22 protein-coding genes are annotated in these 23,157 nt (G+C 75.2%); 8 read left to right on the forward strand and 14 right to left on the reverse strand.

Going from position 1 to position 23,157, the window contains the following annotated elements:
- Window positions 1-27: 27 nt before the first annotated feature.
- A complete protein-coding gene (locus AC1050_RS10695; RefSeq protein ID WP_482387391.1) occupies window positions 28-405 on the reverse strand; it encodes an STAS domain-containing protein in 378 nt (125 codons plus the stop codon).
- Window positions 406-497: 92 nt separating this feature from the next.
- Here AC1050_RS10695 and AC1050_RS10700 point away from each other — a divergent pair, with 92 nt between their 5' ends.
- From AC1050_RS10700 to AC1050_RS10715, 4 genes are all read left to right on the forward strand, one after another.
- A complete protein-coding gene (locus AC1050_RS10700) occupies window positions 498-920 on the forward strand; it encodes a DUF3151 domain-containing protein (RefSeq protein WP_482387392.1) in 423 nt (140 codons plus the stop codon).
- Between the two features lie 154 nt (window positions 921-1,074).
- Window positions 1,075-2,361 (forward strand): adenylosuccinate synthase, encoded by a 1,287-nt coding sequence (locus AC1050_RS10705; RefSeq protein ID WP_482387924.1) that lies wholly within the window; start codon window positions 1,075-1,077, stop codon window positions 2,359-2,361.
- Window positions 2,362-2,392: 31 nt separating this feature from the next.
- Window positions 2,393-3,655, forward strand: a complete 1,263-nt coding sequence (purD, locus tag AC1050_RS10710; protein ID WP_482387393.1) for a phosphoribosylamine--glycine ligase — start codon at window positions 2,393-2,395, stop codon at window positions 3,653-3,655.
- A 122-nt stretch (window positions 3,656-3,777) separates the two neighbouring features.
- On the forward strand, window positions 3,778-5,400 hold the full coding sequence (locus tag AC1050_RS10715; RefSeq protein WP_482387394.1) for an HNH endonuclease signature motif containing protein: 1,623 nt from the start codon (window positions 3,778-3,780) through the stop codon (window positions 5,398-5,400).
- Between the two features lie 26 nt (window positions 5,401-5,426).
- Here the strand turns inward: AC1050_RS10715 and AC1050_RS10720 are convergent, their stop codons facing one another.
- A complete protein-coding gene (locus tag AC1050_RS10720) occupies window positions 5,427-5,645 on the reverse strand; it encodes an SCO4848 family membrane protein (protein WP_482387395.1) in 219 nt (72 codons plus the stop codon).
- Between the two features lie 56 nt (window positions 5,646-5,701).
- On the opposite strand from AC1050_RS10720, the gene AC1050_RS10725 reads away from it, so the two are divergent.
- Window positions 5,702-6,625 (forward strand): phosphoribosylaminoimidazolesuccinocarboxamide synthase, encoded by a 924-nt coding sequence (locus AC1050_RS10725; RefSeq protein ID WP_482387396.1) that lies wholly within the window; start codon window positions 5,702-5,704, stop codon window positions 6,623-6,625.
- A gap of 37 nt (window positions 6,626-6,662) precedes the next feature.
- Here AC1050_RS10725 and AC1050_RS10730 read toward each other — a convergent pair whose 3' ends face one another.
- Window positions 6,663-7,667: an iron-siderophore ABC transporter substrate-binding protein gene (locus AC1050_RS10730; RefSeq protein ID WP_482387397.1), complete on the reverse strand. Its 1,005-nt coding sequence runs from the start codon at window positions 7,665-7,667 to the stop codon at window positions 6,663-6,665.
- Window positions 7,668-7,759: 92 nt separating this feature from the next.
- Here AC1050_RS10730 and AC1050_RS10735 point away from each other — a divergent pair, with 92 nt between their 5' ends.
- From AC1050_RS10735 to AC1050_RS10745, 3 genes are read left to right on the forward strand one after another with little or no spacing between them, the layout of a single operon-like run.
- Entirely contained in the window at window positions 7,760-8,815 is a 1,056-nt protein-coding gene (locus tag AC1050_RS10735) for a FecCD family ABC transporter permease (RefSeq protein WP_482387398.1), read from the forward strand.
- On the forward strand, window positions 8,812-9,861 hold the full coding sequence (locus AC1050_RS10740; protein WP_482387399.1) for a FecCD family ABC transporter permease: 1,050 nt from the start codon (window positions 8,812-8,814) through the stop codon (window positions 9,859-9,861). The genes AC1050_RS10735 and AC1050_RS10740 overlap by 4 nt, the downstream gene beginning before the upstream one ends.
- Window positions 9,855-10,664, forward strand: a complete 810-nt coding sequence (locus tag AC1050_RS10745; protein ID WP_482387400.1) for an ABC transporter ATP-binding protein — start codon at window positions 9,855-9,857, stop codon at window positions 10,662-10,664. Before AC1050_RS10740 ends, AC1050_RS10745 begins: the two co-directional genes overlap by 7 nt.
- A gap of 144 nt (window positions 10,665-10,808) precedes the next feature.
- On the opposite strand, the gene AC1050_RS10750 is transcribed toward AC1050_RS10745, so the two are convergent.
- The 11 genes from AC1050_RS10750 to AC1050_RS10800 form a co-directional block, all read right to left on the reverse strand.
- Window positions 10,809-11,777 carry an anti-sigma factor gene (locus AC1050_RS10750; RefSeq protein WP_482387401.1) on the reverse strand — a complete coding sequence of 323 codons (969 nt, stop codon included), beginning with the start codon at window positions 11,775-11,777 and terminating at the stop codon, window positions 10,809-10,811.
- Complete coding sequence (gene sigK, locus AC1050_RS10755) at window positions 11,774-12,349, reverse strand: ECF RNA polymerase sigma factor SigK (protein WP_482387402.1); 576 nt, start codon at window positions 12,347-12,349, stop codon at window positions 11,774-11,776. Before sigK ends, AC1050_RS10750 begins: the two co-directional genes overlap by 4 nt.
- A 137-nt stretch (window positions 12,350-12,486) precedes the next feature.
- On the reverse strand, window positions 12,487-13,779 hold the full coding sequence (locus tag AC1050_RS10760; RefSeq protein WP_482387403.1) for a hypothetical protein: 1,293 nt from the start codon (window positions 13,777-13,779) through the stop codon (window positions 12,487-12,489).
- A 76-nt stretch (window positions 13,780-13,855) separates the two neighbouring features.
- Window positions 13,856-14,041, reverse strand: a complete 186-nt coding sequence (locus AC1050_RS10765) for a hypothetical protein (protein ID WP_482387404.1) — start codon at window positions 14,039-14,041, stop codon at window positions 13,856-13,858.
- Between the two features lie 207 nt (window positions 14,042-14,248).
- Window positions 14,249-15,967 carry an ABC transporter ATP-binding protein gene (locus AC1050_RS10770; protein ID WP_482387405.1) on the reverse strand — a complete coding sequence of 573 codons (1,719 nt, stop codon included), beginning with the start codon at window positions 15,965-15,967 and terminating at the stop codon, window positions 14,249-14,251.
- A complete protein-coding gene (locus tag AC1050_RS10775) occupies window positions 15,964-16,566 on the reverse strand; it encodes a GbsR/MarR family transcriptional regulator (protein ID WP_482387406.1) in 603 nt (200 codons plus the stop codon). Before AC1050_RS10775 ends, AC1050_RS10770 begins: the two co-directional genes overlap by 4 nt.
- A gap of 4 nt (window positions 16,567-16,570) precedes the next feature.
- A complete protein-coding gene (locus AC1050_RS10780; protein WP_482387407.1) occupies window positions 16,571-18,010 on the reverse strand; it encodes a serine hydrolase domain-containing protein in 1,440 nt (479 codons plus the stop codon).
- Window positions 18,011-18,065: 55 nt separating this feature from the next.
- On the reverse strand, window positions 18,066-18,968 hold the full coding sequence (locus tag AC1050_RS10785) for an ABC transporter permease (protein ID WP_482387408.1): 903 nt from the start codon (window positions 18,966-18,968) through the stop codon (window positions 18,066-18,068).
- Window positions 18,961-19,887 (reverse strand): ABC transporter permease, encoded by a 927-nt coding sequence (locus AC1050_RS10790; protein WP_482387409.1) that lies wholly within the window; start codon window positions 19,885-19,887, stop codon window positions 18,961-18,963. Before AC1050_RS10790 ends, AC1050_RS10785 begins: the two co-directional genes overlap by 8 nt.
- A complete protein-coding gene (locus AC1050_RS10795) occupies window positions 19,884-21,275 on the reverse strand; it encodes a M14 family zinc carboxypeptidase (protein ID WP_482387410.1) in 1,392 nt (463 codons plus the stop codon). The genes AC1050_RS10790 and AC1050_RS10795 overlap by 4 nt, the downstream gene beginning before the upstream one ends.
- Window positions 21,272-22,882, reverse strand: a complete 1,611-nt coding sequence (locus AC1050_RS10800; protein ID WP_482387411.1) for a peptide ABC transporter substrate-binding protein — start codon at window positions 22,880-22,882, stop codon at window positions 21,272-21,274. Before AC1050_RS10800 ends, AC1050_RS10795 begins: the two co-directional genes overlap by 4 nt.
- Between the last annotated feature and the right edge of the window lie 275 nt (window positions 22,883-23,157).

Here is a 23,157-nt window from a genome sequence, read left to right on the forward strand (position 1 = left end):
GGGCTCCGCGTCAGGCCGGCCGGTCCGTCAGGCGCGGGTCGGTGCGCCCTCGGCCGGGGTGCCGGCGTCCTCGGTCGTGCCCTCGTCGCTCGCGCAGCGGTGGTCCGCGTCGATGCGGAACAGGTCGAGCGCCCCGCAGATCTCCAGCACGAACAGGTCGCGCGGGTCCGCGCCGCGCAGCACCGTGGCGCCACCGCGCTTGCGGCTCGCGTCGGCCAGCGAGATGAGGAACGCGGCGCCCGTCGAGTCCATGAACGTGACGCCGCACATGTCGATGACGAGCAGCTGGCGGCGCAGGCCGACGACGCGCGCGGCGATCTCGGGGAACTGGTCGCGCTCGGCCAGGTCGAGGTCGCCGGCGATGACGAGCGTGGTCGTCGCAGCCGAGGTGGCGATCTCGATCATGGGGGGCCTCACTGGCGGGGGACACGGGCGCCACGACTGTAACCACCACCCGGGACCCGTGCACGTCGAGCCGCGGCTGCCAGACTGGCCCCATGACCGGACCCAACCTGCTCGAGCCCGAGCCCACCCTCCTGCCGCAGGGCGCCGACGCCGACGCGCGCGCCGTGCTGACCGGCGGCGGCGACCTCCGCGACGCGGCCCGCCAGGTGCCCACGTCGTCCCTCGCCTGGGCGCTGCTCGCCGAGCGCGCCCTGCGCGACGAGGGCGACCCCGTCGCCGCGTACGCCTACGCCCGCACCGGCTACCACCGCGGCCTCGACTCCCTGCGGCGGGCCGGCTGGCGCGGCCGCGGTCCCGTGCCGGCGCAGCACGAGCCCAACCAGGGGTTCCTGCGGGCGCTGCTCGCGCTCGCCGAGGCCGCCGAGGCGATCGGCGAGGACGACGAGGCCGAGCGCTGCGCGCAGTTCCTCGTCGACTCCGGGACCTCCGCCGCCGAGGTCGCCGAGCTCCGCTGACCGGGACGCCGGGGCGGCGACCAGGCTCCGGGCGGTAACCTTCCGGAGGTACCGGGGTCGCCTGCCGCCCCGTGCCCGGACCTCCCGCGCCCGAGCCGCCGCGCTCGGCCCCGCTGCGGGTGTGCCGCCGCGAGGCAGGGTAGGAGTGGTGACAATGCCGGCCGTCGTGGTGCTCGGGACCCAGTGGGGCGACGAGGGCAAGGGCAAGGCGACCGACCAGCTCGGATCGCGGATCGACTACGTCGTGAAGTTCAACGGCGGCAACAACGCCGGGCACACGGTCGTCATCGACGGCGAGAAGTACGCCCTGCACCTGCTGCCGTCCGGCATCCTGTCGCCCGGCGTCACGCCCGTCATCGGCAACGGCGTCGTCATCGACATCGCCGTGCTGTTCGAGGAGATCGACGCCCTCGAGGCCCGCGGCGTGTCCGCCGAGCGCCTGCTGGTGTCGTCCGCCGCGCACGTCATCGCCCCGTACCACCGCACCGTCGACAAGGTCACCGAGCGGTTCCTGGGCAAGCGGAAGATCGGCACCACCGGCCGCGGCATCGGCCCCGCGTACGCGGACAAGATCAACCGCGTCGGCATCCGCATCCAGGACCTGTTCGACGAGAAGATCCTGCGGCAGAAGGTCGAGGGCGCCCTCGACCAGAAGAACCACCTGCTGGTGAAGGTCTACAACCGCCGCGCGATCACCGTCGACGAGACCGTCGAGGACCTGCTGGGCTACGCCGAGCGGCTGCGCCCGTACGTCGCCGACACCCCCCTCGTGCTCAACCAGGCCCTCGACGCCGGCAAGACGCTGGTGTTCGAGGCCGGCCAGGCCACCATGCTCGACGTCGACCACGGCACCTACCCGTTCGTCACGTCGTCGTCCGCCACCGCCGGCGGCGCGTGCACCGGCTCCGGCGTCGGGCCCACCCGCATCGACCGGGTCGTCGGCGTCGCCAAGGCGTACACCACCCGCGTCGGCGAGGGCCCGTACCCCACCGAGCTGTTCGACGAGGACGGCGAGTGGCTGCGCCAGACCGGCGGCGAGTTCGGCACCACGACCGGTCGGCCCCGCCGCACCGGCTGGTACGACGCCGTCGTCGCCCGGTACTCCTCGCGGATCAACGGGCTCACGGACCTCGTCGTCACCAAGCTCGACGTGCTGACCGGGCGGGACAAGATCCCCGTGGCCGTCGCGTACGACGTCGACGGCCGCCGGTTCGACGAGATGCCGGACGACCAGAGCGACTACCACCACGCCACGCCCGTCTACGAGTACCTGGACGGCTGGACCGAGGACATCTCCGGCGCGCGCGAGCTGTCCGACCTGCCGGTCAACGCGCAGCGGTACCTGACCCACCTCGAGGAGATCTCCGGCTGCCGGATCTCCGCCGTCGGCGTCGGCCCCGGTCGTGAGGCCACCGTCTCGATCCACGACCTGCTGGGCTGAGGGCGCTCGGGCGCTGGGTAGGGTCGGGCGCGTGAAGATCCTCGTCGTCGGGACCGGTGCCCGCGAGCACGCCCTCACCCTCGCCCTGTCCCGCGACCCGCAGGTCACCGAGCTGCACGCCGCCCCCGGCAACCCGGGCATCGGCGCGCTCGCGACCCTGCACGCCGTCGACCCCCTGGACGGCGCCGCGGTGGCGGCGCTGGCCACGTCCCTCGGGGCCGACCTCGTCGTCGTGGGCCCCGAGGCCCCGCTCGTCGCGGGCGTCGCCGACGCCGTGCGCGCCGCGGGCGTCCCGGCGTTCGGACCCAGCGCCGCGGCCGCGCGGCTCGAGGGGTCCAAGGCGTTCGCCAAGGAGGTCATGGCCGCCGCCGGCGTGCCGACCGCCGACCCCGTCGTCGTGACCGACGCCGCCCTGGCCGGCGCGGCGCTCGACACCTTCGGGGCCCCGTACGTCGTCAAGGAGGACGGGCTCGCCGCGGGCAAGGGCGTCGTCGTCACCGCCGACCGCGCCGTCGCCCTGGAGCACGCCCTCGCCTGCCTGGCACGGCCGGGCGGGCAGGTCGTCGTCGAGGACTTCCTGGACGGGCCCGAGGTGTCGCTGTTCGTGCTGTCCGACGGCGCGACCGTCGTGCCGCTGGTGCCCGCGCAGGACTTCAAGCGCGTCGGCGACGCCGACACCGGGCCGAACACCGGCGGCATGGGCGCGTATACCCCGCTGCCGTGGGCGCCGCCCGGGCTGGTGGACGAGGTCGTGGCGACCGTCGCCCAGCCGACCGTCGACGAGATGGCCCGCCGCGGCACCCCGTTCGTCGGCGTCCTGTACTGCGGGCTGGCCCTGACCAGCCGCGGCATGCGCGTCGTCGAGTTCAACGCGCGGTTCGGCGACCCCGAGACCCAGGTCGTGCTCGCGCGGCTCGAGACCCCGCTCGCCGGCGTGCTGCTGGCGGCGTCGACCGGGGCGCTGGCATCCGTGCCGCCGCTGCGCTGGTCGGACCGGGCGGCCGTCACCGTCGTCGTCGCGTCCTCGGGGTACCCCGAGTCGCCGCGCACCGGTGACGTCATCACCGGGCTGGACGACGCCGAGGCCCTGCCCGACGTGCACGTCCTGCACGCGGGCACCGCGGCCGGCGCCGAGGGCGCCGTCGTGTCCGCCGGCGGGCGGGTGCTGTCCGTCGTGGGCACCGGCGCGGACCTGGCCGCCGCGCGCGCCGCCGCGTACGCCGGCGTCGGGGAAATCGGCCTGGACGGCTCGCACCACCGGTCGGACATCGCGCAGGCCGCCGCCGAGGACTGAGGCCCTGCTGCCGCTCCGTCGCCGGGCGGCGGGTGGTCCACAGGGTTGGTCGGGGTGCGTCGTCCCCAGGCGGCTCGGCGTCGGCCGGGGCCGAGGGCCGGGCGGCTCCTAGCGTCGTCCGCATGCCTCCTGCCCAGCACGAACGCGAGCCCGGACCGTCGACCGACGGCACGGTGCCGGGCGCCGTGGTGCCTGATGCCGTGGTGCCCGACGCCGTGGTGCCCGACGTCCTGGTGCCCGGTGACGTCCTGCTGCAGGAGGCGCGGGACAAGGAGTTCGCGCAGTGGCTCGCCGACCTGCCCGCCGGGGTCGAGCTGATGACGGCGCTGGAGGCGCTCGACCTGGAGGCGCTCAGTGCCTTCCAGCGCGTCGAGGTCGTCGTCGCGGCCGGGCGGCTCGCGGCCCGGGCCCACGCGCTCAAGGCCCGGGCGGCCGTCGCCGTGGACCGGCACCCGGACATGCGCCCGCCGCCCGCCCGGTACAAGCCGGGCCTGGCCCTGCGGTCGTCGCACCTGACCGCGGCGACGCTGGCCATGCGGATGCAGACGACGTCCCACGAGGCGGAGCTGCTCGTCCTCGAGGGCCGGGCCTATGCGGGCGTGCTCGCCGACACCGGGGCGGCGCTGGCCGACGGCCGGGTCTGCCCGGGCCGGGCGCGGGCGATCGCGCGGGGCCTGGCGAGCGAGCCCGTGGAGGTCGCCGTCGTGGCCCAGGCCGAGGTGCTGCCCCGGGCCCCCGGACGCACCGTGCGGCAGGTGCAGCAGGACGTCGAGGCCGCGGTCCTGCGGGCCGACCCCGAGCACGCCGTCGACCGGCACCGCGAGGCGCGACGCGGCCGGTGCGTGTCGCGGCCGACCGTCCTCCAGTACGGCATGGCGGGGTCCTGGGTGGTGCTGCCCGCGGCCGAGGCCGTGCAGGTCGACGCCGCGCTCGACGGTGCCGCGCGCGCGGCGCGGGCGGCAGGGGACGGGCGGGACCTGGACCAGCTGCGGGCGGACACGCTCTGCGACCGCGTGCTCGGGCGAGCGCCGGGCAGCCCGCCCGGCGTCGTGCCCAGCCGGCGCGACGGGGCGTTCGAGCTGCTGCACGACGCCGCGCACCCGGCGCCCGAGGCCGGTGGTACCGGGGGCGCGGCCGCCGGGGCGGACCAGGTCGCGGGAGAGCACGTGCCCGAACCGGCGCAGCCGGGGCCGCAGTCACCGCGCACCCGGGTGCTCGTGACCGTCCCGCTGTCGACCTTGATCGGGCAGGACGACCTCCCGGCCGTGCTGGAGGGCTACGGCCCGGTCGACGCCGTCCAGGCCCGGGCCCTCGCGCTCGGCGGGGTGTGGCAGCGGCTGGTCACCGACGACGTCTCCGGAACCGTCCTGGACGTCGGGCGCACGACCTACCGACCACCCACCGCGCTCGCCGAGCACGTGCGCTACCGGGACAGGTACTGCAGCGCGCCGGGCTGCCCCGTGCCCGCGTCCCGGGCCGACCTGGACCACACCGAGGAGTTCGACCCGCCGCCCGCAGGCGCACCACCACGCCCGCTGGGCACCACCAGCGCGGACAACCTCGGACCCGGGTGCCGGCACCACCACCGTCTCAAGACGAGCGGTGCGTTCGGGGTGCGGCAGCGCACGGCGGGGGAGTTCGACTGGCGCACGCCGAGCGGGCACGTCTTCCGGGTCCGGCCGGGCTCCGACGAGCCGACCGTGCACCTCACCGGCCCGGAGCTACCGGAGCCGCCACCGTTCTGAGGCCGTCGGCCGGTCCTGGTGGACCGTCAGACCAGCGTCAGCACCCCGAGCAGCGCGACCGCCGCGCCGAGCAGCATCGACACGCTGATCAGGACCAGGTGCACGGTGAGGAACCGCGTCGGCCTGCCCTCGGCGTCGCGCGCACGCGGGTCCTTGACGATCCGGGCGCCGAACCGGGGCCACACCAGCAGGCTCCAGAGGCCGGCGACGACGAGGACCACGGACCAGGCGACGGGCAGCTCCATACGGCGAGTATCCCCCGAGGTCCGGGTCCCTCCCGCCGCTGCGGCAGGATGTGAGCATGACCGCACCCACGCTGCCCGGCTGGACGCACACCTACTCGGGCAAGGTCCGCGACCTGTACGTGCCCGACACCTCGCAGGACGAGGGCGCTGCCGTGGCCGAGGCGCACGGCGACGTGGTGCTGGTGGTGGCGAGCGACCGCGTCAGCGCGTTCGACCACGTGCTCAGCCCGGGGATCCCGGACAAGGGCGTGGTGCTCACCCAGCTGAGCCTGTGGTGGTTCGGTCAGCTCGACGACCTGGTGCCGAACCACGTCGTGAGCGCGTCGGCGCCGGACGTGCCGCAGGCGGTGCTCGGTCGCGCGATGGTGTGCCGGCGGCTGCAGATGTTCCCGGTCGAGTGCGTCGCACGCGGCTACCTGACCGGATCGGGCCTGCTCGAGTACCGGGCCTCGGGCGAGGTCACCGGCATCCCGCTGCCCGAGGGCCTCGTCGACGGCTCGCGGCTGCCGGAGCCCATCTTCACCCCCGCGACCAAGGCGGAGCTCGGCGAGCACGACGAGAACGTCAGCCTCGCCGTCGTCGCCGAGCAGCTGGGCCGCGCACGCGCCGAGGAGCTCCGCGACCTCACGCTCGCCGTCTACGCGCGGGCCGAGCAGATCGCCCGCGCGCGCGGCGTGATCCTCGCGGACACCAAGCTGGAGTTCGGCGTGGACCCGACGACGGGTGCGGTGACCCTGGGCGACGAGGTGCTGACCCCGGACTCGTCGCGCTTCTGGCCGGCGGACGCGTGGCAGCCGGGCCGTGCGCAGCCGAGCTTCGACAAGCAGTACGTCCGGGACTGGCTCGCCTCCCCCGCGTCGGGCTGGGACCGCGCCGGCGACGGCGAGCCCCCGGCGCTGCCGGCGGACGTGGTGGCGCGGACCCGCGCGCGCTACCTGGAGGCCTACGAGCGCCTGACGGGGACGCCGCTCACCGTGTGAGCGACGCCCCCGCCGGGTCGGGCGACCGGTGCGGCGCTCAGGACCCGAGCGCGTCCTCGATCAGCGGCACGAGGTTGTCCAGCGCGTACTGCTGCGCGCCGATGGTGCCGAGCGAGTAGGCGGAGGACAGGTCCCCGTCGATGACCACGGCGCGGCCGTCGGCGACGGCCGGGATGGCCTGCCACTGCGGGTCCTCGGTGATCTCGGTCGTCTCGATGTAGATCGGGAAGGCCACGATCAGGTCGGCGTCGAGCAGGTCGAGCTGCTCGGAGGAGATGTCGACGGAGAACCCGGACTCGGACACCGGCAGCTCGGCGATGGTCGGCGACTGGACGAAGCCGAGGTTCTCCAGGAAGTCGACGCGGTCGCCACCCTCGATGTACGCGCCCCAGCCCTCGGAGGTCCGGGTGGCGGCGGCGATGGTCTTGCCCTCCCAATCGGGGTGGGCCTCACGGGCGGTGGCAAAGGTGTCCTCGAGCTGGGTCTGGAGCTCCTCGCCCTTCTCCGGGACGCCGAGGGCGGCGGAGATCAGCTCGAGCTGCTGCTGACCGGTGGTCAGGTACGAGTCGCCGCCCTCGGGCACGCCGACGGTCGGGGCGATCTCGGACAGACGGTCGTAGCGGTCCTGGTCGCCGGAGGACTTCACGTCCAGGATCAGGTCCGGCTCGAGCGCGGCGATGGCCTCGTACGACGGCTCGAGGGTGTCGATGATCTCCGGGGACTCCTCGTACTGGCCCTCGGCCCAGGGCCCCACGCCCTCGCCGCCGAACGCCAGCCAGTCGGACGCGCCGACGGGCTGGTAGCCGAGCGACAGCGCGGTCTCGGCGTCGCCCCAGCCGAGGGCGACGATCCGCTCGGGGCGGGACTCGACGGTGACCTCGCCGAACTTGGTGTCGACGGTGGCGGGGAAGGTGCCCTCGCCCGTGGAGGCCGCGGTGGTCTCGCCCTCGGAACCGCCGGCGGGCTCGTCGGTGGACGAGCAGGCGCTCAGGGTGAGGACGGCGACGGCGGCCAGGCCGGCGGCGACGCGCATGGACTTCATGGCAGGCCTTTCGTGGAGGGTGCCCGCCGACCGCCTTGTGCACGGCGTCACGACGGGGCTGATGCCTGGGAAGGGTAGCCTAAGCTCATGACGTGCGAGAACCCCGGGTGACCGCCGTCGCTGCCGGGACGACCCGCACGACGACGTCCGCGCCCGCGCGGCGCGGCCTGGCGCTGCTGGCTCTCCTGGTGCTGCTCGCGCTCGCCCTCGGGCTGAGCCTGGCCGTCGGGTCGCGTCCGGTGGGCCTCGGCACGGTGTGGGGTGCGCTGACCGGGCAGGACGTGCCCGCTCCGGACCGCGCGGCGGTCGTGGGTCTCCGGCTACCGCGCACGGTGCTCGCGGTGCTGGTCGGGTCGGCGCTCGCGGTGGCGGGGGCCCTGATGCAGGCGCTGACCCGCAACCCGCTGGCGGACCCGGGCATCCTGGGGGTGTCGAGCGGGGCGGCGTTCGCGGTGGCGATGGGCGTGGTGCTGCTGGGCGTGACGCGGCCGTCGGGCTACGTGTGGTTCGCCTTCGCGGGCGCGCTGGTGGCGACGCTCGCCGTCTACCTGGTCGGCTCGGCGGGGCGGTCGAACGCGAGCCCCGCCCAGCTGACCCTGGCGGGGGTGGCGCTGAGCGCGGTGCTGACCGGCGTGATCGGTGCGCTGCGGCTGACCGACCCGGAACGGTTCGCGGTGCTGCTGACCTGGGAGTCGGGGTCGTTCCAGGCGCGGGGCTGGAACGTCGTCCTCCCGGTGCTGCCGTTCGTCGTGGCCGGGCTGGTGCTGGCGGCGGTGGTGGCGGGGGCGCTGAACACGCTGGGGCTCGGCGAGGACCTGGCGACGGTGCTCGGCGCGTCGGTGCAGCGCACGCGCGTGCTCGCCGTGGTCGCGATCACGCTGCTGGCGGGCGGGGCGACGGCGATGGCCGGGCCGATCGCGCTGGTGGGGCTGATGGTGCCGCACATCGTGCGCTGGCTGGTCGGTCCGGACCAGCGCTGGATCGTCGGCCTGTCGGCGGTGGCCGGGCCGGTGCTGGTGCTGCTGGCGGACGTGGCGGCGCGGGTGCTGCTGTGGCCGGGCGAGCTGCCTGTGGGCGTGGTGACGGCGTTCGTCGGGGCGCCGGTGCTGATCGCGCTGGTCCGGCGGCGGAAGGCGAGCGGGCTGTGAGCGGCACTGCGACGGAGCGGACCACGGCCGGGCGGCGGCCGCGTGCGGTGCGGCCGTCGACGCCCGCGCGACGGCGCGGCCGGGTCGCGGTCACGGGCCTGACCGTCGCCGCGGTGCTCTTGGCGCTGCTCGCCCTGGGGCTCGGCGACTACCCGCTGAGCGTCCCGGACGTGGTGCGGGCGCTGGTCTCGGACCAGGGCTTCGCGAGCACGATCGTGACGCAGTGGCGGCTGCCCCGGGTGCTGGTCGCGCTGGTGTTCGGCGCGGCGCTCGCCGTCTCCGGCGCGCTGTTCCAGTCGCTGACCCGGAACCCGCTGGGCTCGCCGGACCTGATCGGCTTCTCGACGGGGTCGTACACCGGCGTGCTGGTGGTGACCACGCTGCTCGGCGCGGGCACGGTCGGCGTCTCGACCGGCGCGCTGGTCGCGGGTCTGCTGACGGCGCTGGTGGTCTACCTCCTGGCGTACCGGGACGGGGTGCAGGGCTTCCGGCTGATCGTGGTCGGCATCGGCGTGACGGGGATGCTGCACGGGCTGAACGTGTGGCTGCTGCTGCGCGCGGACACCGAGGTGGCGATGACCGCCTCGATCTGGGGCGCGGGGTCGATCTCGCTGGTGGGCTGGCCGCAGGCGGTGCCGGCGCTGGTGGTGCTGGCCGTGCTGGCGCCGCTGGTCGGTGCGGTCCGCGGCCCGCTGCGGCAGCTGGAGCTCGGGGACGACGCGGCGGGCGCGCACGGCCTGCGGGTCGAGCCCGCGCGGCTGGCGGTGGTGGTGCTGGGTATCGCCCTGATCGCGACGGTGACGGCGACGGCCGGCCCGATCGCGTTCGTGGCGCTGGCCGCCCCGCAGATCGCCCGCCGGCTGGCGGGGTCGGCGGGGCTGCCGCTGCTGGCGTCGGCGCTGACGGGCGGCGTGGTGCTGCTCGGCGCGGACGTGGTGGCGCAGCACGTGCTGCCGACGGCGGTGCCGGTGGGTGTGGTGACGGTGGTGCTGGGCGGGGCGTACCTGCTGGCCCTGATCGTGCAGGAGGCGCGGCGACGATGGTGAGCGAGCAGCGGCTGCGGACCGACGGGGTGACCCTCGGCTACGAGCGCAGGACCGTGTCGACGGACCTCGACCTGGCGATCCCGGACGGCTCGTTCACGGTGATCGTCGGGCCGAACGCGTGCGGCAAGTCGACGCTGCTGCGCTCGCTCGCCCGGCTGCTCCGCCCGAGCAGCGGCGAGGTGGTGCTGGACGGCGAGTCGATCCACCGGATGCACACCAAGGAGGTGGCGCGCCGGGTGGGGCTGCTCCCGCAGATCGCGCTGGCGCCGGAAGGCATCACCGTCGCCGAGCTCGTCGCCCGCGGCCGGTACCCGCACCAGAACCTGTTCCGGCAGCAGTCCGAGGCCGACCGGCACGCGGTGGCCGAGGCGATGGTCGCGACCCGCGTGGCCGAGCTCGCCGACGTGCCGGTGGACGAGCTCTCGGGCGGCCAGCGGCAGCGGGTGTGGGTGGCGATGGCGCTGGCGCAGGAGACGGGCATCCTGCTGCTCGACGAGCCGACGACGTTCCTGGACATCGCGCACCAGATCGAGCTGATGGACCTGTTCGCCCGGCTGCACCGGGAGGGGGCGACGCTGGTCGCCGTGCTGCACGACCTGAACCACGCGGCGCGGTACGCGACGAACGTCGTGGTGATGAAGGACGGCGCCGTCGTGGCGCAGGGCCCGCCCGCCGAGGTCGTCACGGCGGAGCTCGTGGAGCGCGTGTTCGGGCTCCCGTGCCTGGTGATCCCGGACCCCCTGGCGGGGACGCCGCTGGTGATCCCGCGGGGCACCGCGCACCCGGCGGCCGACGCCACCTGAGCGCGCGGCACCGACGACCCGGCACCGAGACCCGGCACCGACGACCCGGCGCCCACGACCCGGCACCCACGACCCCGTGCCGGGACCGAGACGGCCCCCGGTCGCCGCAGCGATCCGGGGGCCGTCGTGCACGTGCGGCGCGGGTCACGCCGGGGCGAGCACCACCACCGGCTCGGTGGTCGGCGCGGCGGAGCCGCCCTCGGGCTCGACCGTCAGGGCGAGCGCGTCGCCCTCGCGGTAGGCGTCGGTGCTGATCTCGAGGACGCCGTCGGTCGTGCCGGTGGTGGCGTCGGGGACGGGGACGCCCTCCTGCATGACCCACAGCTGGTAGACCTCGCCGGCGCCGGGCGCGTCGAGGCCGGTCGCGGTGACGAGGGCGGCGTCGTCGGTCACGACGGCGACGGCCGTGCCGCCGGTCGAGACGTCGGCGGCGAGGACCTGGGCGCCGGGCTCGGCCAGCAGGCTGGTGAGCCGGTCGGTACGGGCCTGGACCTCGGCGGCGCGCTGGGACTCGCGCCAGGCGATGGTGCTGGGCACCGCCACCGCGAACGCGACGGCCGCGGCGACGACGGCGGTCAGCCAGGGCCGACGGCGGCGCGCGCCCCGGCGGCCCGCGGGCCGGGTGCCGGCGTTCCCGGGTCCGGTCGACCCGCCGGCGGCGGGCCCGGAGGCCGAGGCGGACCCGGAGGTCGCGTTCGGGCGCGACGGCGCCGCGTGCGGCGGCGCGGTGTGCGGCCGGGCGGGCGCGGCTGCCCCGGGCGCCTCCGCCGGAGCGGACGCAGCCGGAGCGGAGGCAGCCGACGCAGACGCAGCCGGCGCGGTCCCCGCGGTGCCGACCCCGTCGCCCGACTCCTGGGCAGTGCGCGCGACGGCGGCGAGCACGGCGGCCCGGACGTCGTCGGGCGCGGGCACGGCGACGGCCGCGGCGAGCACGGCGGCGGTCTCCTGCAACGACCGCGCCTCGCGGGCGGCGTCGGGGTCGCGGGCGAGCAGGTCGTCCACCGCGGCGCGCTCGGCGGGGTCGAGGGCGTCGAGCGCCCACGCGCCGATCAGCTCGCGGGTGGCGGCGTCGTCCGGGCGGCGGTCCCCGGGACGGGGCGTCGGGGCGCTCACGCGGCCACCCCCAGGCAGTCGCGCAGGCGGATGAGGCCGTCGCGGATCCGGCTCTTCACGGTCGGCAGGGCGGCGGCGAGGGTCTCGGCGACCTCGCGGTAGGTGCGCCCGTCGTAGTAGGCGAGGACGACGGCCTCGCGCTGGGTGTCGGTGAGCCCGCCGAGGCAGTGCCGCACGCGCTCGGCCTCCAGGTTGGTCTCGACCTGGTCGGCCACGACGTCGAACTCGCGCGGCCGGTCGCCGTCGAGCACGGCCTGGTCGCGGGTGCGCTGGGCCTGCACGGACCGCACGCGGTCGACGGCCCGGCGGTGCGCCATGGTGGACGCCCACGCGCGCGCGGAGCCGCGGCGGGGGTCCCAGCGGGACGCCGTGCGCCAGATCTCCACCATGACCTCCTGAGTCACTTCCGCCGCGTGGTCGGGGTCGCGGAGGACGGCGAGGGCCGTGCCGTGCACGGCGGGGGACAGCGAGTCGTACAACGCGGTGAACGCGTCGAGGTCGCCCGCGGCGACCCGCGCGAGGGCGTCGTCGGCCGTCGCGCGCGCTGGGGGGTGGGTACCGGGGGAGGACACGTCCGACAGTCTGCCGCACGGACCGCGACCGGCCCCGACGGCCGCCCGGCCCGCCTCGCGGCCGCTCCGAGGGGCGCGGGCCGGGCGGCACCGGCCGGGCGGCGAGCCCGGCCGGTGCGCCCGTCACCGGGTGCGCGTCACTTGACGAGCGCGGCGGCCAGCGAGTCGATCGCACCGGCCAGGGTGGAGACGTGCATGCCCAGGCCGGCGGCGACGTCGTCGGCGGGCAGCTCGCCGTTGCTCACCGTCTCGAAGAACTCCCCGGCGGGGCCGCGGTAGCCGTCGAGGTCCATGAGCGCCTGGTTCCGGGCGCCCTCGTCGCCGGTGGCGTCGGCCACCGCGTAGTCGACGAAGAAGCCGATGTGCTCGCGCCACAGGTCGAGGAACGCGGTGCCGTTCTCCTCGCCGGCGAGCGAGGCGACGGCCTCGGACAGCTGGACGGAGTTGGCGTCGAGCGTGGCGGCCGCGGCGGTGAACGCCGGGGACTCCACGCCGCCCTCGGCGGTGTACGCCGTGAACACCGCGTACGAGGCCAGGTAGACGTGCTCCTGGAGCATGGCGGTGAGGTTCGCCCGCAGGGTGGAGGCGTCGTCCATGGCGTCGCCGGACAGGCCGGCGCCGGCGGCGAGGCCGGTCGCGATGGTGGCGGCGTCCATGCCGACGTGGTCGGCCGCGGCCTTGAGCGTGTCGGACGCGGTGGGCTCGCCGGCGGCGAGGGCGTCGATCGCGGCGGTGAGGGTGGTGACGTGCATCGTCAGCGCCTCGGCCACGGCGGCGGCGGGCAGGTTGCCCGCGCTGATCTGCTCGAAGAACGCACCGGCCTCGGTGGTGTAGCCGGCGAGGGAGACCTGCGCGGCGTCGGCGGCGGCCTGGTCGCCGCCCTTGACGGCGACGGCGTAGTCGACGAAGTAGCCGATGTGCTCGTCCCAGAGCTGCTGGAACGCCATGCCCTGCTCCTCGCCGGCGATCGAGCCGACGGCGTCGGCCAGGTCGGCGGTGTTGCCGTCCAGCGCGGCCTTGGCGGCGGTGAACTCGGCGGAGTCGGGGCCCGCGGTGTAGGCGGTGGCGACGCCGATGCCGGTCAGGTAGACGTGCTCCTGGAGCATCGCGGTGAGCCCGGACCGCAGGGCGGCGGCCTCGGAGTCGACCTCGCCTGCGGTGCCCGTCGCGGCGGCCAGGCCGGTCGCCAGCGTGAGGCCGGTCTCCGGCATGTGCTCGGCGGCGGTGCGGGCGTCGGCGAACGGGTCGCCGGTGCTGACGGGCTCGACGGAGCCCATGTCCATGCCGCCCATGTTCATGGTGGACGAGGCCGCCGGGCTGTTGCCCGCGGTGGTGTCGTCGCCGCTGCTGCCGCACGCGGCGAGGGTCAGGCTCAGGGTCAGTCCGGCGGCCATGGCGGCCACGGCGTAGGTGCTGCGGGTGCGTCGCATCATCGCTCCTGGGATCCCATCGGGGGTGGTGTCACCGAGGGTTCGGAGCGGGTGGCGTCCCGGATGGGTGCTCGCCCTACGCGGCGCCGGTCCGGGGCCGGGCGACGTCGGCGAGGGGGCTGAGGTGCTCGGGCGCGGGGCCGCCGATGAAGCACTGGCAGGGCCCGTCGCGGTGCACGAGGCCGGAGTGCGGCCGTGCGGCGCAGGGCAGCGGGCCGACGACGGCCTGGAGGTCGTCGAGGGGAGTCATCTCGATGGTCATGCTGGTACCTCCTCGCGGCAGGCCGCACGGTCTGCAGCCCGGGACGGCACCGGGGGACCGGTGCCGCGGTGCCACAGGAGGTCGCGCCCCCGTGGTCTCGTCCTCATCGGACGGTCGCACGCGTTCCTGTGGCGAAGTCGCCATCTTGGTGGTATCGGGCTGCGAAATCCAGTCGTGTGGTCGGCATCACCCGCCCGGACGACGCGGTCAGGAGGCCGCGCGCGCCGCCCGCCGGGTGGCCTGCGCGGCCGGGTCGGGGACGGGTGCGGCGTCCAGCAGCCGCCGGGTGTACGGGTCCTCGGGGGCGCCCAGGACCCGGCTGCGCTCGCCGGTCTCGACCAGCCGGCCGCGGTGCATGACGGCGACGCGGTCGGCGAGCTCGTCGACGACGGCGAGGTCGTGGCTGATGAACAGGCAGGCGAACCGGAGGCGCCGCTGGATGGACCGGAACAGCTCGAGCACGGTCGCCTGCACGGACACGTCGAGCGCGGAGGTGGGCTCGTCGGCGATGAGCAGCTCGGGGTCGAGCGAGATCGCCCGGGCGATGGACACGCGCTGGCGCTGGCCGCCGGACAGCTCGTGCGGGTAGCGGGCGGCCCAGGCGGCGGGCAGCTCGACGCTGTCGAGCAGCTCGGCGACGCGGGCCTCCAGCGCGGCCCCGCGCAGGCCGGCGTGCACCTGGAGCGGCTCGGCCACGGACTGGCCGATGGAGTAGCGCGGGTTGAGGGACGCGGCGGGGTTCTGGAACACCACGCCGATCCGGGTGCGGGCGGCGCGCACGGCGCGAGGGGTGTCCCGGCCGAGCCGCGTGCCGACGACCTCGACGGTCCCGGAGGTGAGCGGGGCGAGGCCGAGGGCGCACCGGCCGAGGGTCGACTTGCCGGAGCCGGACTCGCCGACCAGCGCGAGCATCTCGCCCGGCTGGACGCGCAGGGTGACGTCGTCGACGGCCCGGACGACGCGCCCGCGCCGGTTCCGGTACTCGACGACCAGGTGCTCGACGTTCAGCGCGGGCCGCTCGCGGTCGTCCGCGCCGCTGGGCCGCTCGGGGGTGCCGGTGCGCGGCACGGCGGACAGCAGGGTGCGGGTGTAGTCGGCCTCGGGCGCGGCGAACAGGTCGGCGACGCGGGCCGTCTCCACGACGGCGCCGTGCCGCATGACGACGACGCGGTCGGCGAGGTCGGCGACGACGCCCATGTCGTGCGTGATGAGCACGATGGCGGCGGACGTGCGGTCGCGCAGCCGGCGCAGGACGTCGAGCACCTCGGCCTGCACGGTGACGTCGAGGGCGGTGGTGGGCTCGTCGGCGACGAGCACCTCGGGGTCGCAGGCGAGGGCCATGGCGATCATCACGCGCTGCGCCTGCCCCCCGGAGAGCTGGTGCGGGTAGAAGCCGAGGCGCTGCTCGGGCTCGGGCAGCTCGACCAGGCGCAGCAGCTCGACGGCGCGGGCCTTGGCCTCGGCGCGGGACAGGCCCGGCAGGTGCCGGCGCAGGGTCTCGCGGAGCTGGTAGCCGATGGTGAAGACGGGGTCCATGGCGTTGGACGGGTCCTGGAAGATCATCGCGACCCGCCGGCCGCGCACGTCGGACAGGGCGCGGCGGTCCAGGCCGACGAGCTCCAGGTCTCCGAGCAGGGCGCTGCCGGTCACGGTGGCGGAGCCGGGCAGCAGGCCGAGGACCGCCAGGGACGAGACGCTCTTGCCGGAGCCGGACTCCCCGACGACGGCGAGCACCTCGCCGCGCGCCAGGTCGAACGACACGCCCCGCACGGCGTGCACGTCGGGGGACCGCCCGCCGTCGATCCGGAACGTGACGGTGAGGTCGCGCACGGACAGCACGGTGGATCCCGCGCTCCCGGTGGATCCCGTGGTGTCCGCGGGGGGAGCGGTGTCGAGCGCGCCGGTCGGCGTGGGGTCGGTGGTCACGGTTCTCCAGTCCCGGCCTGCGCGTCGCGGTAGGCCTCCCAGTCGGCGAGCATCTTGCGGTGGTACCCGGCGAGCCACTCCATGTAGTGGCGCGCGTTGAGCAGGCGGCGGCGCTGGCTCGCGTCGGCGCCGGCGCTCGCGGCGATCCCGTCGTCGATCACGCGCTGCAGCCGGGGCAGGTAGGCGCGCTCGCTCTCCAGCCAGCTGCCCCAGACGTCGTCCTCGACGCGGAAGTAGTGGTTCCGGTCCCCGGCGACGGCGTGCCGCTTCACGAACCCGCCGTCGACGAGCTTGCGGGTCGCCCCGGAGACCGCGCCGGCGCTCGCGGAGAGCAGCCGGGCGATCTGGTGGGACGACAGGTAGGGGGCGTCGACGATCATGAGCAGGCCGAGGATCCGGCCCTCCATCCGCGGGGTCTTGGACGACCCCTCCCAGGTGAGCGCGAACTCCTCCACCCAGGCCAGCGCCTCGGCGGACGGCACGGGCTCGACGGGCTCGGCGGGCGCCGCGGGATCGGCAGGCGCCGTGGGCCCGGCGGTGGTCGGCTCCGCGGGCGCGGGCGCGGGCGCGGGCGGGTGGAGGGCGTCGTCGCTGCTCATGCGCTCACCCTAGGGACGGCTCGACCGGCGCACCGGCGGGTCGCAGGCGCGTCATCCCGGTGCGCCGGCGGCGGAAGGCGTCGAGCGGCCAGGCGGTCATCCCGTCGCGCACGGCGGTGATCGCGTCGTCGGCGTCGCGCTCGAGGACGACCTGCTCGCCGACGTTGCCGAACCCGGGCCCGGACTTGATCCGCAGGGTGTCCCGGCCGGTGACGGTGAGCTCCTCGTAGGCGGCGGCCGGGTCGGGCAGGTTCGGGCGCAGCATCAGCAGCCGCCCGCCGAGCTCGGCGATGTCGGAGACGCCCCACAGGGCGCCGAACCGGCCGGTGTACTCGGCGAGCGGCCGGGCGTCGGCGGGCGGCTCGGGCGCGTCGGCGGGCGGGTTCAGCGCGAGGTCGATCAGCTTGATCAGCCCGACGGCGATCGGGTCGGCGGGGCCGTCGATGGCGTTGGTGAGGACGCTGACGACCAGGTGCGCCTCCGGGTCGATGTAGGTGCGGGTGATGTGGCCGGGGTAGCCGCCGGAGTGCCCGACGACCTCGCGCTCGCCGATGGTGCGCAGGTCCAGGCCGATGCCGTACCGCCCGATCTCGGCGCCGTAGGCCGTCACCACGGACTCCTGGCGGTGCAGCAGCCGCTTGCCGGCGTCGGACAGCAGGGTCTCGTCGCCCCGGAAGTGCGCGGCGCCGAACGCGGTCATGTCCCGGGCGGTCGAGTAGAAGCCGGTGGCGGCGGCCAGGGCGCGGGTGTCGACGTGCTCGATCGGCTCGCGCTCGTCCTCGGCGTCGAGCAGGGCGGTGTGCCCGCCGGCGTAGTCGGCGGCCCGGGCGGGGTCGTACTCGGCGCCGGTGTCGGCCATGCCGAGCGGCTCGAGGACGGCGGTGCGCAGGTGGTCCGCGTAGGACTCGCCGGTGACCTCCTCGATGATCAGGCCGAGGATGCCGTAGCCGTAGTTCGAGTACTTGAAGTGCTCGTTGGCGCCGAACACCTCCCCGGACTCGAGCAGCTCGGCGACGAGGGTCTCCCGGTCCGGGAACGGGCCGTCGAGCTGCCAGAAGTCGCCGCGCTCGCCGTCGCGGATGACGCCGGCCTGGTGGCCGAGCAGCTCGCGGACGGTCCGGGTCGCCAGCGGGGAGCCGGCGAGCTCGGGCACCCGGCTGCCGACGGTGTCGTCCAGGCGCAGCCGGCCGGCCTCGACCAGCCGCATGACCGCGGTGGCGGTGAACGACTTGGAGTGCGAGGCGATCCGGAACAGGTGGTCGGTGCGCAGGGCCTCACCGGTGGTCACGTCGGCGGTGCCCCACGCGTGGTCGAGGACGACGTCGTCGCCCGACCGGATCGCCACCTGGACCCCGACGGCGCGCCGGAACGTCGCCTGCTGGTCGACCCAGGAGGCGAGGTAGGGCGCCGCGGCGCGGATGGTGGCGGTGGTGCTCTCGGACATGGGACGGGCCTCCGGCGGGGACGAGGGGGAGTCGGGCCCAGCTGGGCCCGCGGGCCTAGCGGCCCTTGGGGTCGAGGACGTCGCGCAGGACGTCGCCCAGGGTGATCATCGCCAGGACGGTGACGGTCAGAAAGATGCTCGGGAACAGCAGCATGTGCGGGGAGGTCTGGAAGAACGTCTGCGCGCTGGACAGCTGCAGCCCCCAGGAGATCGACGGGGCGCGCAGCCCGAGGCCGAGGAACGTCAGGGTCGACTCGGACACGATGACGCCGCCGACCATCGTGGTGGCCACGGCGAGCACGGGGCCGATGGAGTTGGGCAGCACGTACCGGGCGATGATGCGCCGGTCCCGCAGGCCCATGGCGCGCGCGGCCTCGACGTACGGGGCGTCCCGGACGGCGCGGACGGAGCCGCGGACCAGCCGGGCCATCGTGGGCCAGGAGAACAGCGCCAGCACCAGGGCCACGGTGACGGCGGACCGGGTGCCGATCGACGTCAGGACGACGACGGCGCCGAGCAGGAACGGGAAGCCCAGGAACACGTCGGTCAGGCGCCCGATCAGCCGGTCGGCGAGGCCGCCGTAGAACCCGGCGGCGGTGCCGACGACCAGCGCGACGACCAGGGCGATGGCGGTGCACAGCAGGCCGACGGTGAGCGAGGCGCGCGCGCCGTAGATGACGTTCGCGTACACGTCGCAGCCCTGGACGTCGGTGCCGAACACGTGCTCCCCGCCCGGCGGCCGGGCGCTCGCGGACAGGTCGCACGCGCGCGGGTCGGGCTGGCCGAACCAGCCGGCGAACCACGACGGCGCGACGGCGACCAGCGCCAGGACGGCGAGCACGCCGGTGCAGATCCAGAACAGCACGCGCCGGCGCAGGGTGCGCCACACCCCGCGGGGCGCGGCGGTGGGCTCGCCGACGGCGAGCTCGGGCACGGTCGCGGCGACGGTCTCACTCATGGCGGATCCTCGGGTCGAGCACGGACGAGAGCAGGTCCACGACCAGGTTCGTCAGCAGGAAGACGATGATCAGCGCGGTGGAGACGCCGACGACGGTCGGACCCTCGTGCGCGCGGATCGCCTGGAACAGCAGCTGGCCGACGCCGGGCAGGTTGAACACGCCCTCGACGACGACGGCGCCACCGAGCAGGAAGCCCAGGTCGATCGCGAGGAACGTCAGCACGGGGATCGCGGAGTTGCGCAGCACGTGCACGCCGACGACCTGCCGCTCGCGCAGCCCCTTGGCCCGCAGGGTGCGCACGAAGTCGGACTGCAGGGTGTCCACCACGGACCCGCGCATCAGGCGGGTCACGGACGCCAGCCCGAACACGGCGATGACGGCGGCCGGGAGCAGGTAGGCGGTGGGCCAGCCCTCGCCCGTGCCGGCGACCGGGAACCAGCCGAGCCGGACGCCGAGCACCAGCTGGGCGGTCACCGCGACGACGAACGCCGGGATGCTCGTGGCCAGGATGGTGCCGGCCAGGACGACGCGGTCGCCGGTCCGGCCGCGGCGCAGGGCCGCGAACAGGCCGAGGGCCACGCCGACGACGACCTCGATGCCCCAGGCGGTCAGGGCCAGGGTGATGGTCACGGGCCAGCGGGACTCCATGCGGGAGGCGACGGACTGCCCGCTGAAGTTGGTGCCGAGGTCGCCGGTGAACAGCCCGCCGATGTACCGCGCGTACTGCTGCAGCACGGGCTCGTCCAGGTGGTACCGCTCGCGCAGCTCGGCCACGACGTTCTCCGGCAGCGGCCGGTCGCCGCCGAGGGACCGGATCGGGTCGCCGGGCAGCGCGAACACCATCAGGTAGATCACCAGGGTGACGCCCAGGAACACGATCAGCAGCTCGACGCCCCGGCGCAGGGCGAACCGGGTCACCGGGCGCCCCGGTCCGCCAGGACGCGGGACATCGCCAGCGTCGCGCCGTACTGCACGCCGACCAGCTGCTCGACGGGCAGCACGGTGAGGCCGGCCAGGGAGTCCGCCTCGGCCGTCCACCCGGCGTAGACCCGGCGGGCGCGCTCGGCGACGCGGTGCACCCGCGCGGTCGCGAGCCCGGCGTGCACCTCGGCGTCCAGCGCGCGCAGCAGCATGCCGCCCCAGCGCAGCCGGAACATCCGGACGACGTCCTCGTTGCTGAACACCTCCGCGGCGGTCGCCGTGCGGCGGACCTCGGGGCGCTCGGCGCGCAGGAGCTCGGACCGGCCCATCTCGCCGGTCATCGGGATGAACGCCTCGCTGGCCCGCAGGAACGGGGACCGGATGGTGAGGTCCGGCCGGGCCTCGTCCAGCAGGCCGACCAGGGTCGCCCCGAGCTCGACCATCGCCTCGCCCTTGGCACGGACGACGTCGGCGTAGTCCAGGGACGTCGGCGTGCTGTCGTCGGCCAGGGGGTGCGACCAGTACGGCAGCTCGGCGACGAGCGACACGGTGCCGTGCCGGCGGGCGTACGCCGAGGAGGAGTCGCCGCCGACCATGGCCGCCGCGTCCATCCCGAGCCCGTCCAGGTAGTCGTACTCGTCGGCCATGCTCGACATCAGGTAGACGGCCGGGGCGATGGACCGGATGGCGGGGGACTCGGCCTCGCCGACGTCCAGCGGCAGCCCGAGGGCGCGGGGCACGGCGTGCAGCGCGGGCACCGCGCCGGGGACGTCCTCGGACAGGTAGTAGTAGACGCCGCCGAGCTCGGCGTTGTGCAGGCTGACCATGAGCTCGGGCCGGACCTCGTCGATCACGCGCATCAGCGCCTGGGTCTCGGGGATCACGTCGTCGAAGTAGGCGTCCCGGTACGCGAACGGGAACGTCCACTCGGCCTGCTCCGCCGGCGCGGGCCGGTAGAACCCGCGGGAGTACGCGGTGCGGTCGGACGGGTCGGCGAACCAGGACTCGTTCAGCCGGGTGCCGTCCGGGTCGATGCACGGGACCAGGTGCCAGGTGGCGCCCGACGCGGCGAGCAGGTCGGGGTCGGCGACCAGCTCGGAGGCGAGGTGCTGCAGGGTGCGGAAGCCGATCGGCTCGTTGGGGTGCACGCCGGCGAACAGCAGGTGCGGCCGCGGGCCGGACCCGACGGTGAACATCGGGATGGGCTCGCCGAGCCGCGAGGTGCCGATGCGGCGCTCGCGGACCAGGCTGGGGTGGGCGGCGGCGAGCGTGCCGAACCAGGCGAGCAGCTCGTCGACCGGGGGGAAGCCGGAGATCGGGGCGACCCGGCGGGCCCGCTCGAGGACGTCCTCGAGCGAGCCCGTCGGCGTGGTGCGCTGGTTCATGCGCCCTCGGCGAGGACGACGGCGGTGAAGGTCGGGTTGCCGACGGCCGACGTGGGCAGCTCGGCGACGCGGTCCGACGTCACGTAGGAGTAGGTCTCGAAGAACAGCGGCGGGGCCGGGAAGTCCTCGATGATGCGCTCCTGCACGGCGGCGTAGGCGTCGGCGGCCGCGGCCGCGTCGGTCTCGGCGTCCGCCGCCGCGATCAGGTCGGCGACCTCCGGCTCGTAGTACGGGATGCAGTTGGGGCAGCCGCCGCCCTCGACGTAGAACGCCCGCAGGGTGTTCTGCTGGCTCGGGTAGAGCGCGCCCCAGCGGGAGAAGAACGGGCCGCTGATGGTGCCGGCCTCGCGGTTGCCCGCGAACTCGGCCCAGTCGGTGCTCGGGGTGGCGACCGCGTCGACCCCGAGGTTCTGCCGCAGCTGGTTGGCGATGGCGGTGTACAGCTCGTCCATGCCGCTGCCGCCGGGGTAGGAGATGTCGATCGTGCCGTCGAACCCGCCGGCCTCCTCGAGCAGCGCCTTGGCGGCGGCGGGGTCGTACTCGCAGTACTCGCCGCAGATGCCCTCGGGCGTGCCCGCCTCGACGGCCGGGGTCAGCGCGGTGGCCGGGGTGAACAGGCCGCCGTAGATGACGTCGTTGATGGTGTCGCGGTCGATCGCCATGGAGATCGCCTGGCGCACCCGGACGTCGCCGTAGCGCTCGTCCCAGAGCGGCAGGCCGAGGTAGGAGATGCCCGCGGCCTCGAACGAGTACAGGTGGTCGCCGAAGTCGGCGGCGGCCTGCGTCTGCCGGGCCACCGGGACGCCCGCGATGTCGAGGTTGCCCGCCTGCACGTCGGTGTAGGCCGTGGTGGTGTCGGTGTAGGGGACGAAGGTGATCTCGTCGACCGTGGGCTCCGTGCCCTGGTAGTCCTCGTACGCCGTGACGGTCATCTCCTCGTTCTCGGCGTAGTCCGTCTCGACCTGGAACGGGCCGTTGCCCACGGGGTGCGTGTTGTACGCGTCGAAGTCCTCGAACGCCGACTCGGGCATCGGGTAGAACGCCGTCTGCGCCTGGGACAGCTGCATCGGGAACTGGCCGTCGGGACCGGTCAGCTCGACCGTGAAGGTGGTGTCGTCGACGACGGTCAGGCCGGACATCTCGGTGGCGGGCTCGCCCTCGGTGGTGTTGAGGTCCGCGTAGCCGACGATGTTGGCCAGCTGGCCGGTGTTCTCCCACGCGTTCGGGCCGTACGCGACGGCGTTCCACGCGTCGACGTAGGACTGCGCGGTGACCGGCGTCCCGTCGTGGAACGTCCAGCCGTCCTTCAGCGTGATCGTCCAGGTGGTCGCGTCGTCGGACTCGACCGACTCGGCGGCGACGTAGGACAGCTCGCCGGCCTCGTCGACCCAGGTCAGCGAGGACCAGACCGCCATGTTGAAGTCGAAGGCGATCGACTGGCGGCCGGGGATCAGCTGGACCGGGTCGGTGACGGCGACGCGGATCGCGCCGCCGGCGGACGTGCCGGTCGAGGCCTGGTCGTCGCTGTCGGAGCCGCCGCTGCACGCGGTGAGCGCCAGGGCCAGCACGGCTGCGCCGGCGACCAGCCGGAGCCGGGTCGATGTCATGTGTCCTCCACAGGGGGTCGGCGGCGCGGGGCCGCCCGAGATGGCGGGGGAGTGCGGGGGTACGACGAGGTGCCGCGAGCGTGCCGGGATGGATCGGGACGCGTCGGGACGCTGCGGCGTGCGGGGGGAGAGGTGCCGGGGGAGGGCGGTCGCGCCGACGTCGGGGTGGGACGGTGCACGATCCGCCGGCGTGGTGGCCGGCTGCGGTGCGGTCAGTCAACTCCGCGGGCGGGCCGGACTCAATACCCACGCTGCTGAAAGTTCAGCAGGAAATG

This window comes from Cellulomonas sp. NEAU-ZC6, assembly GCF_056844425.1.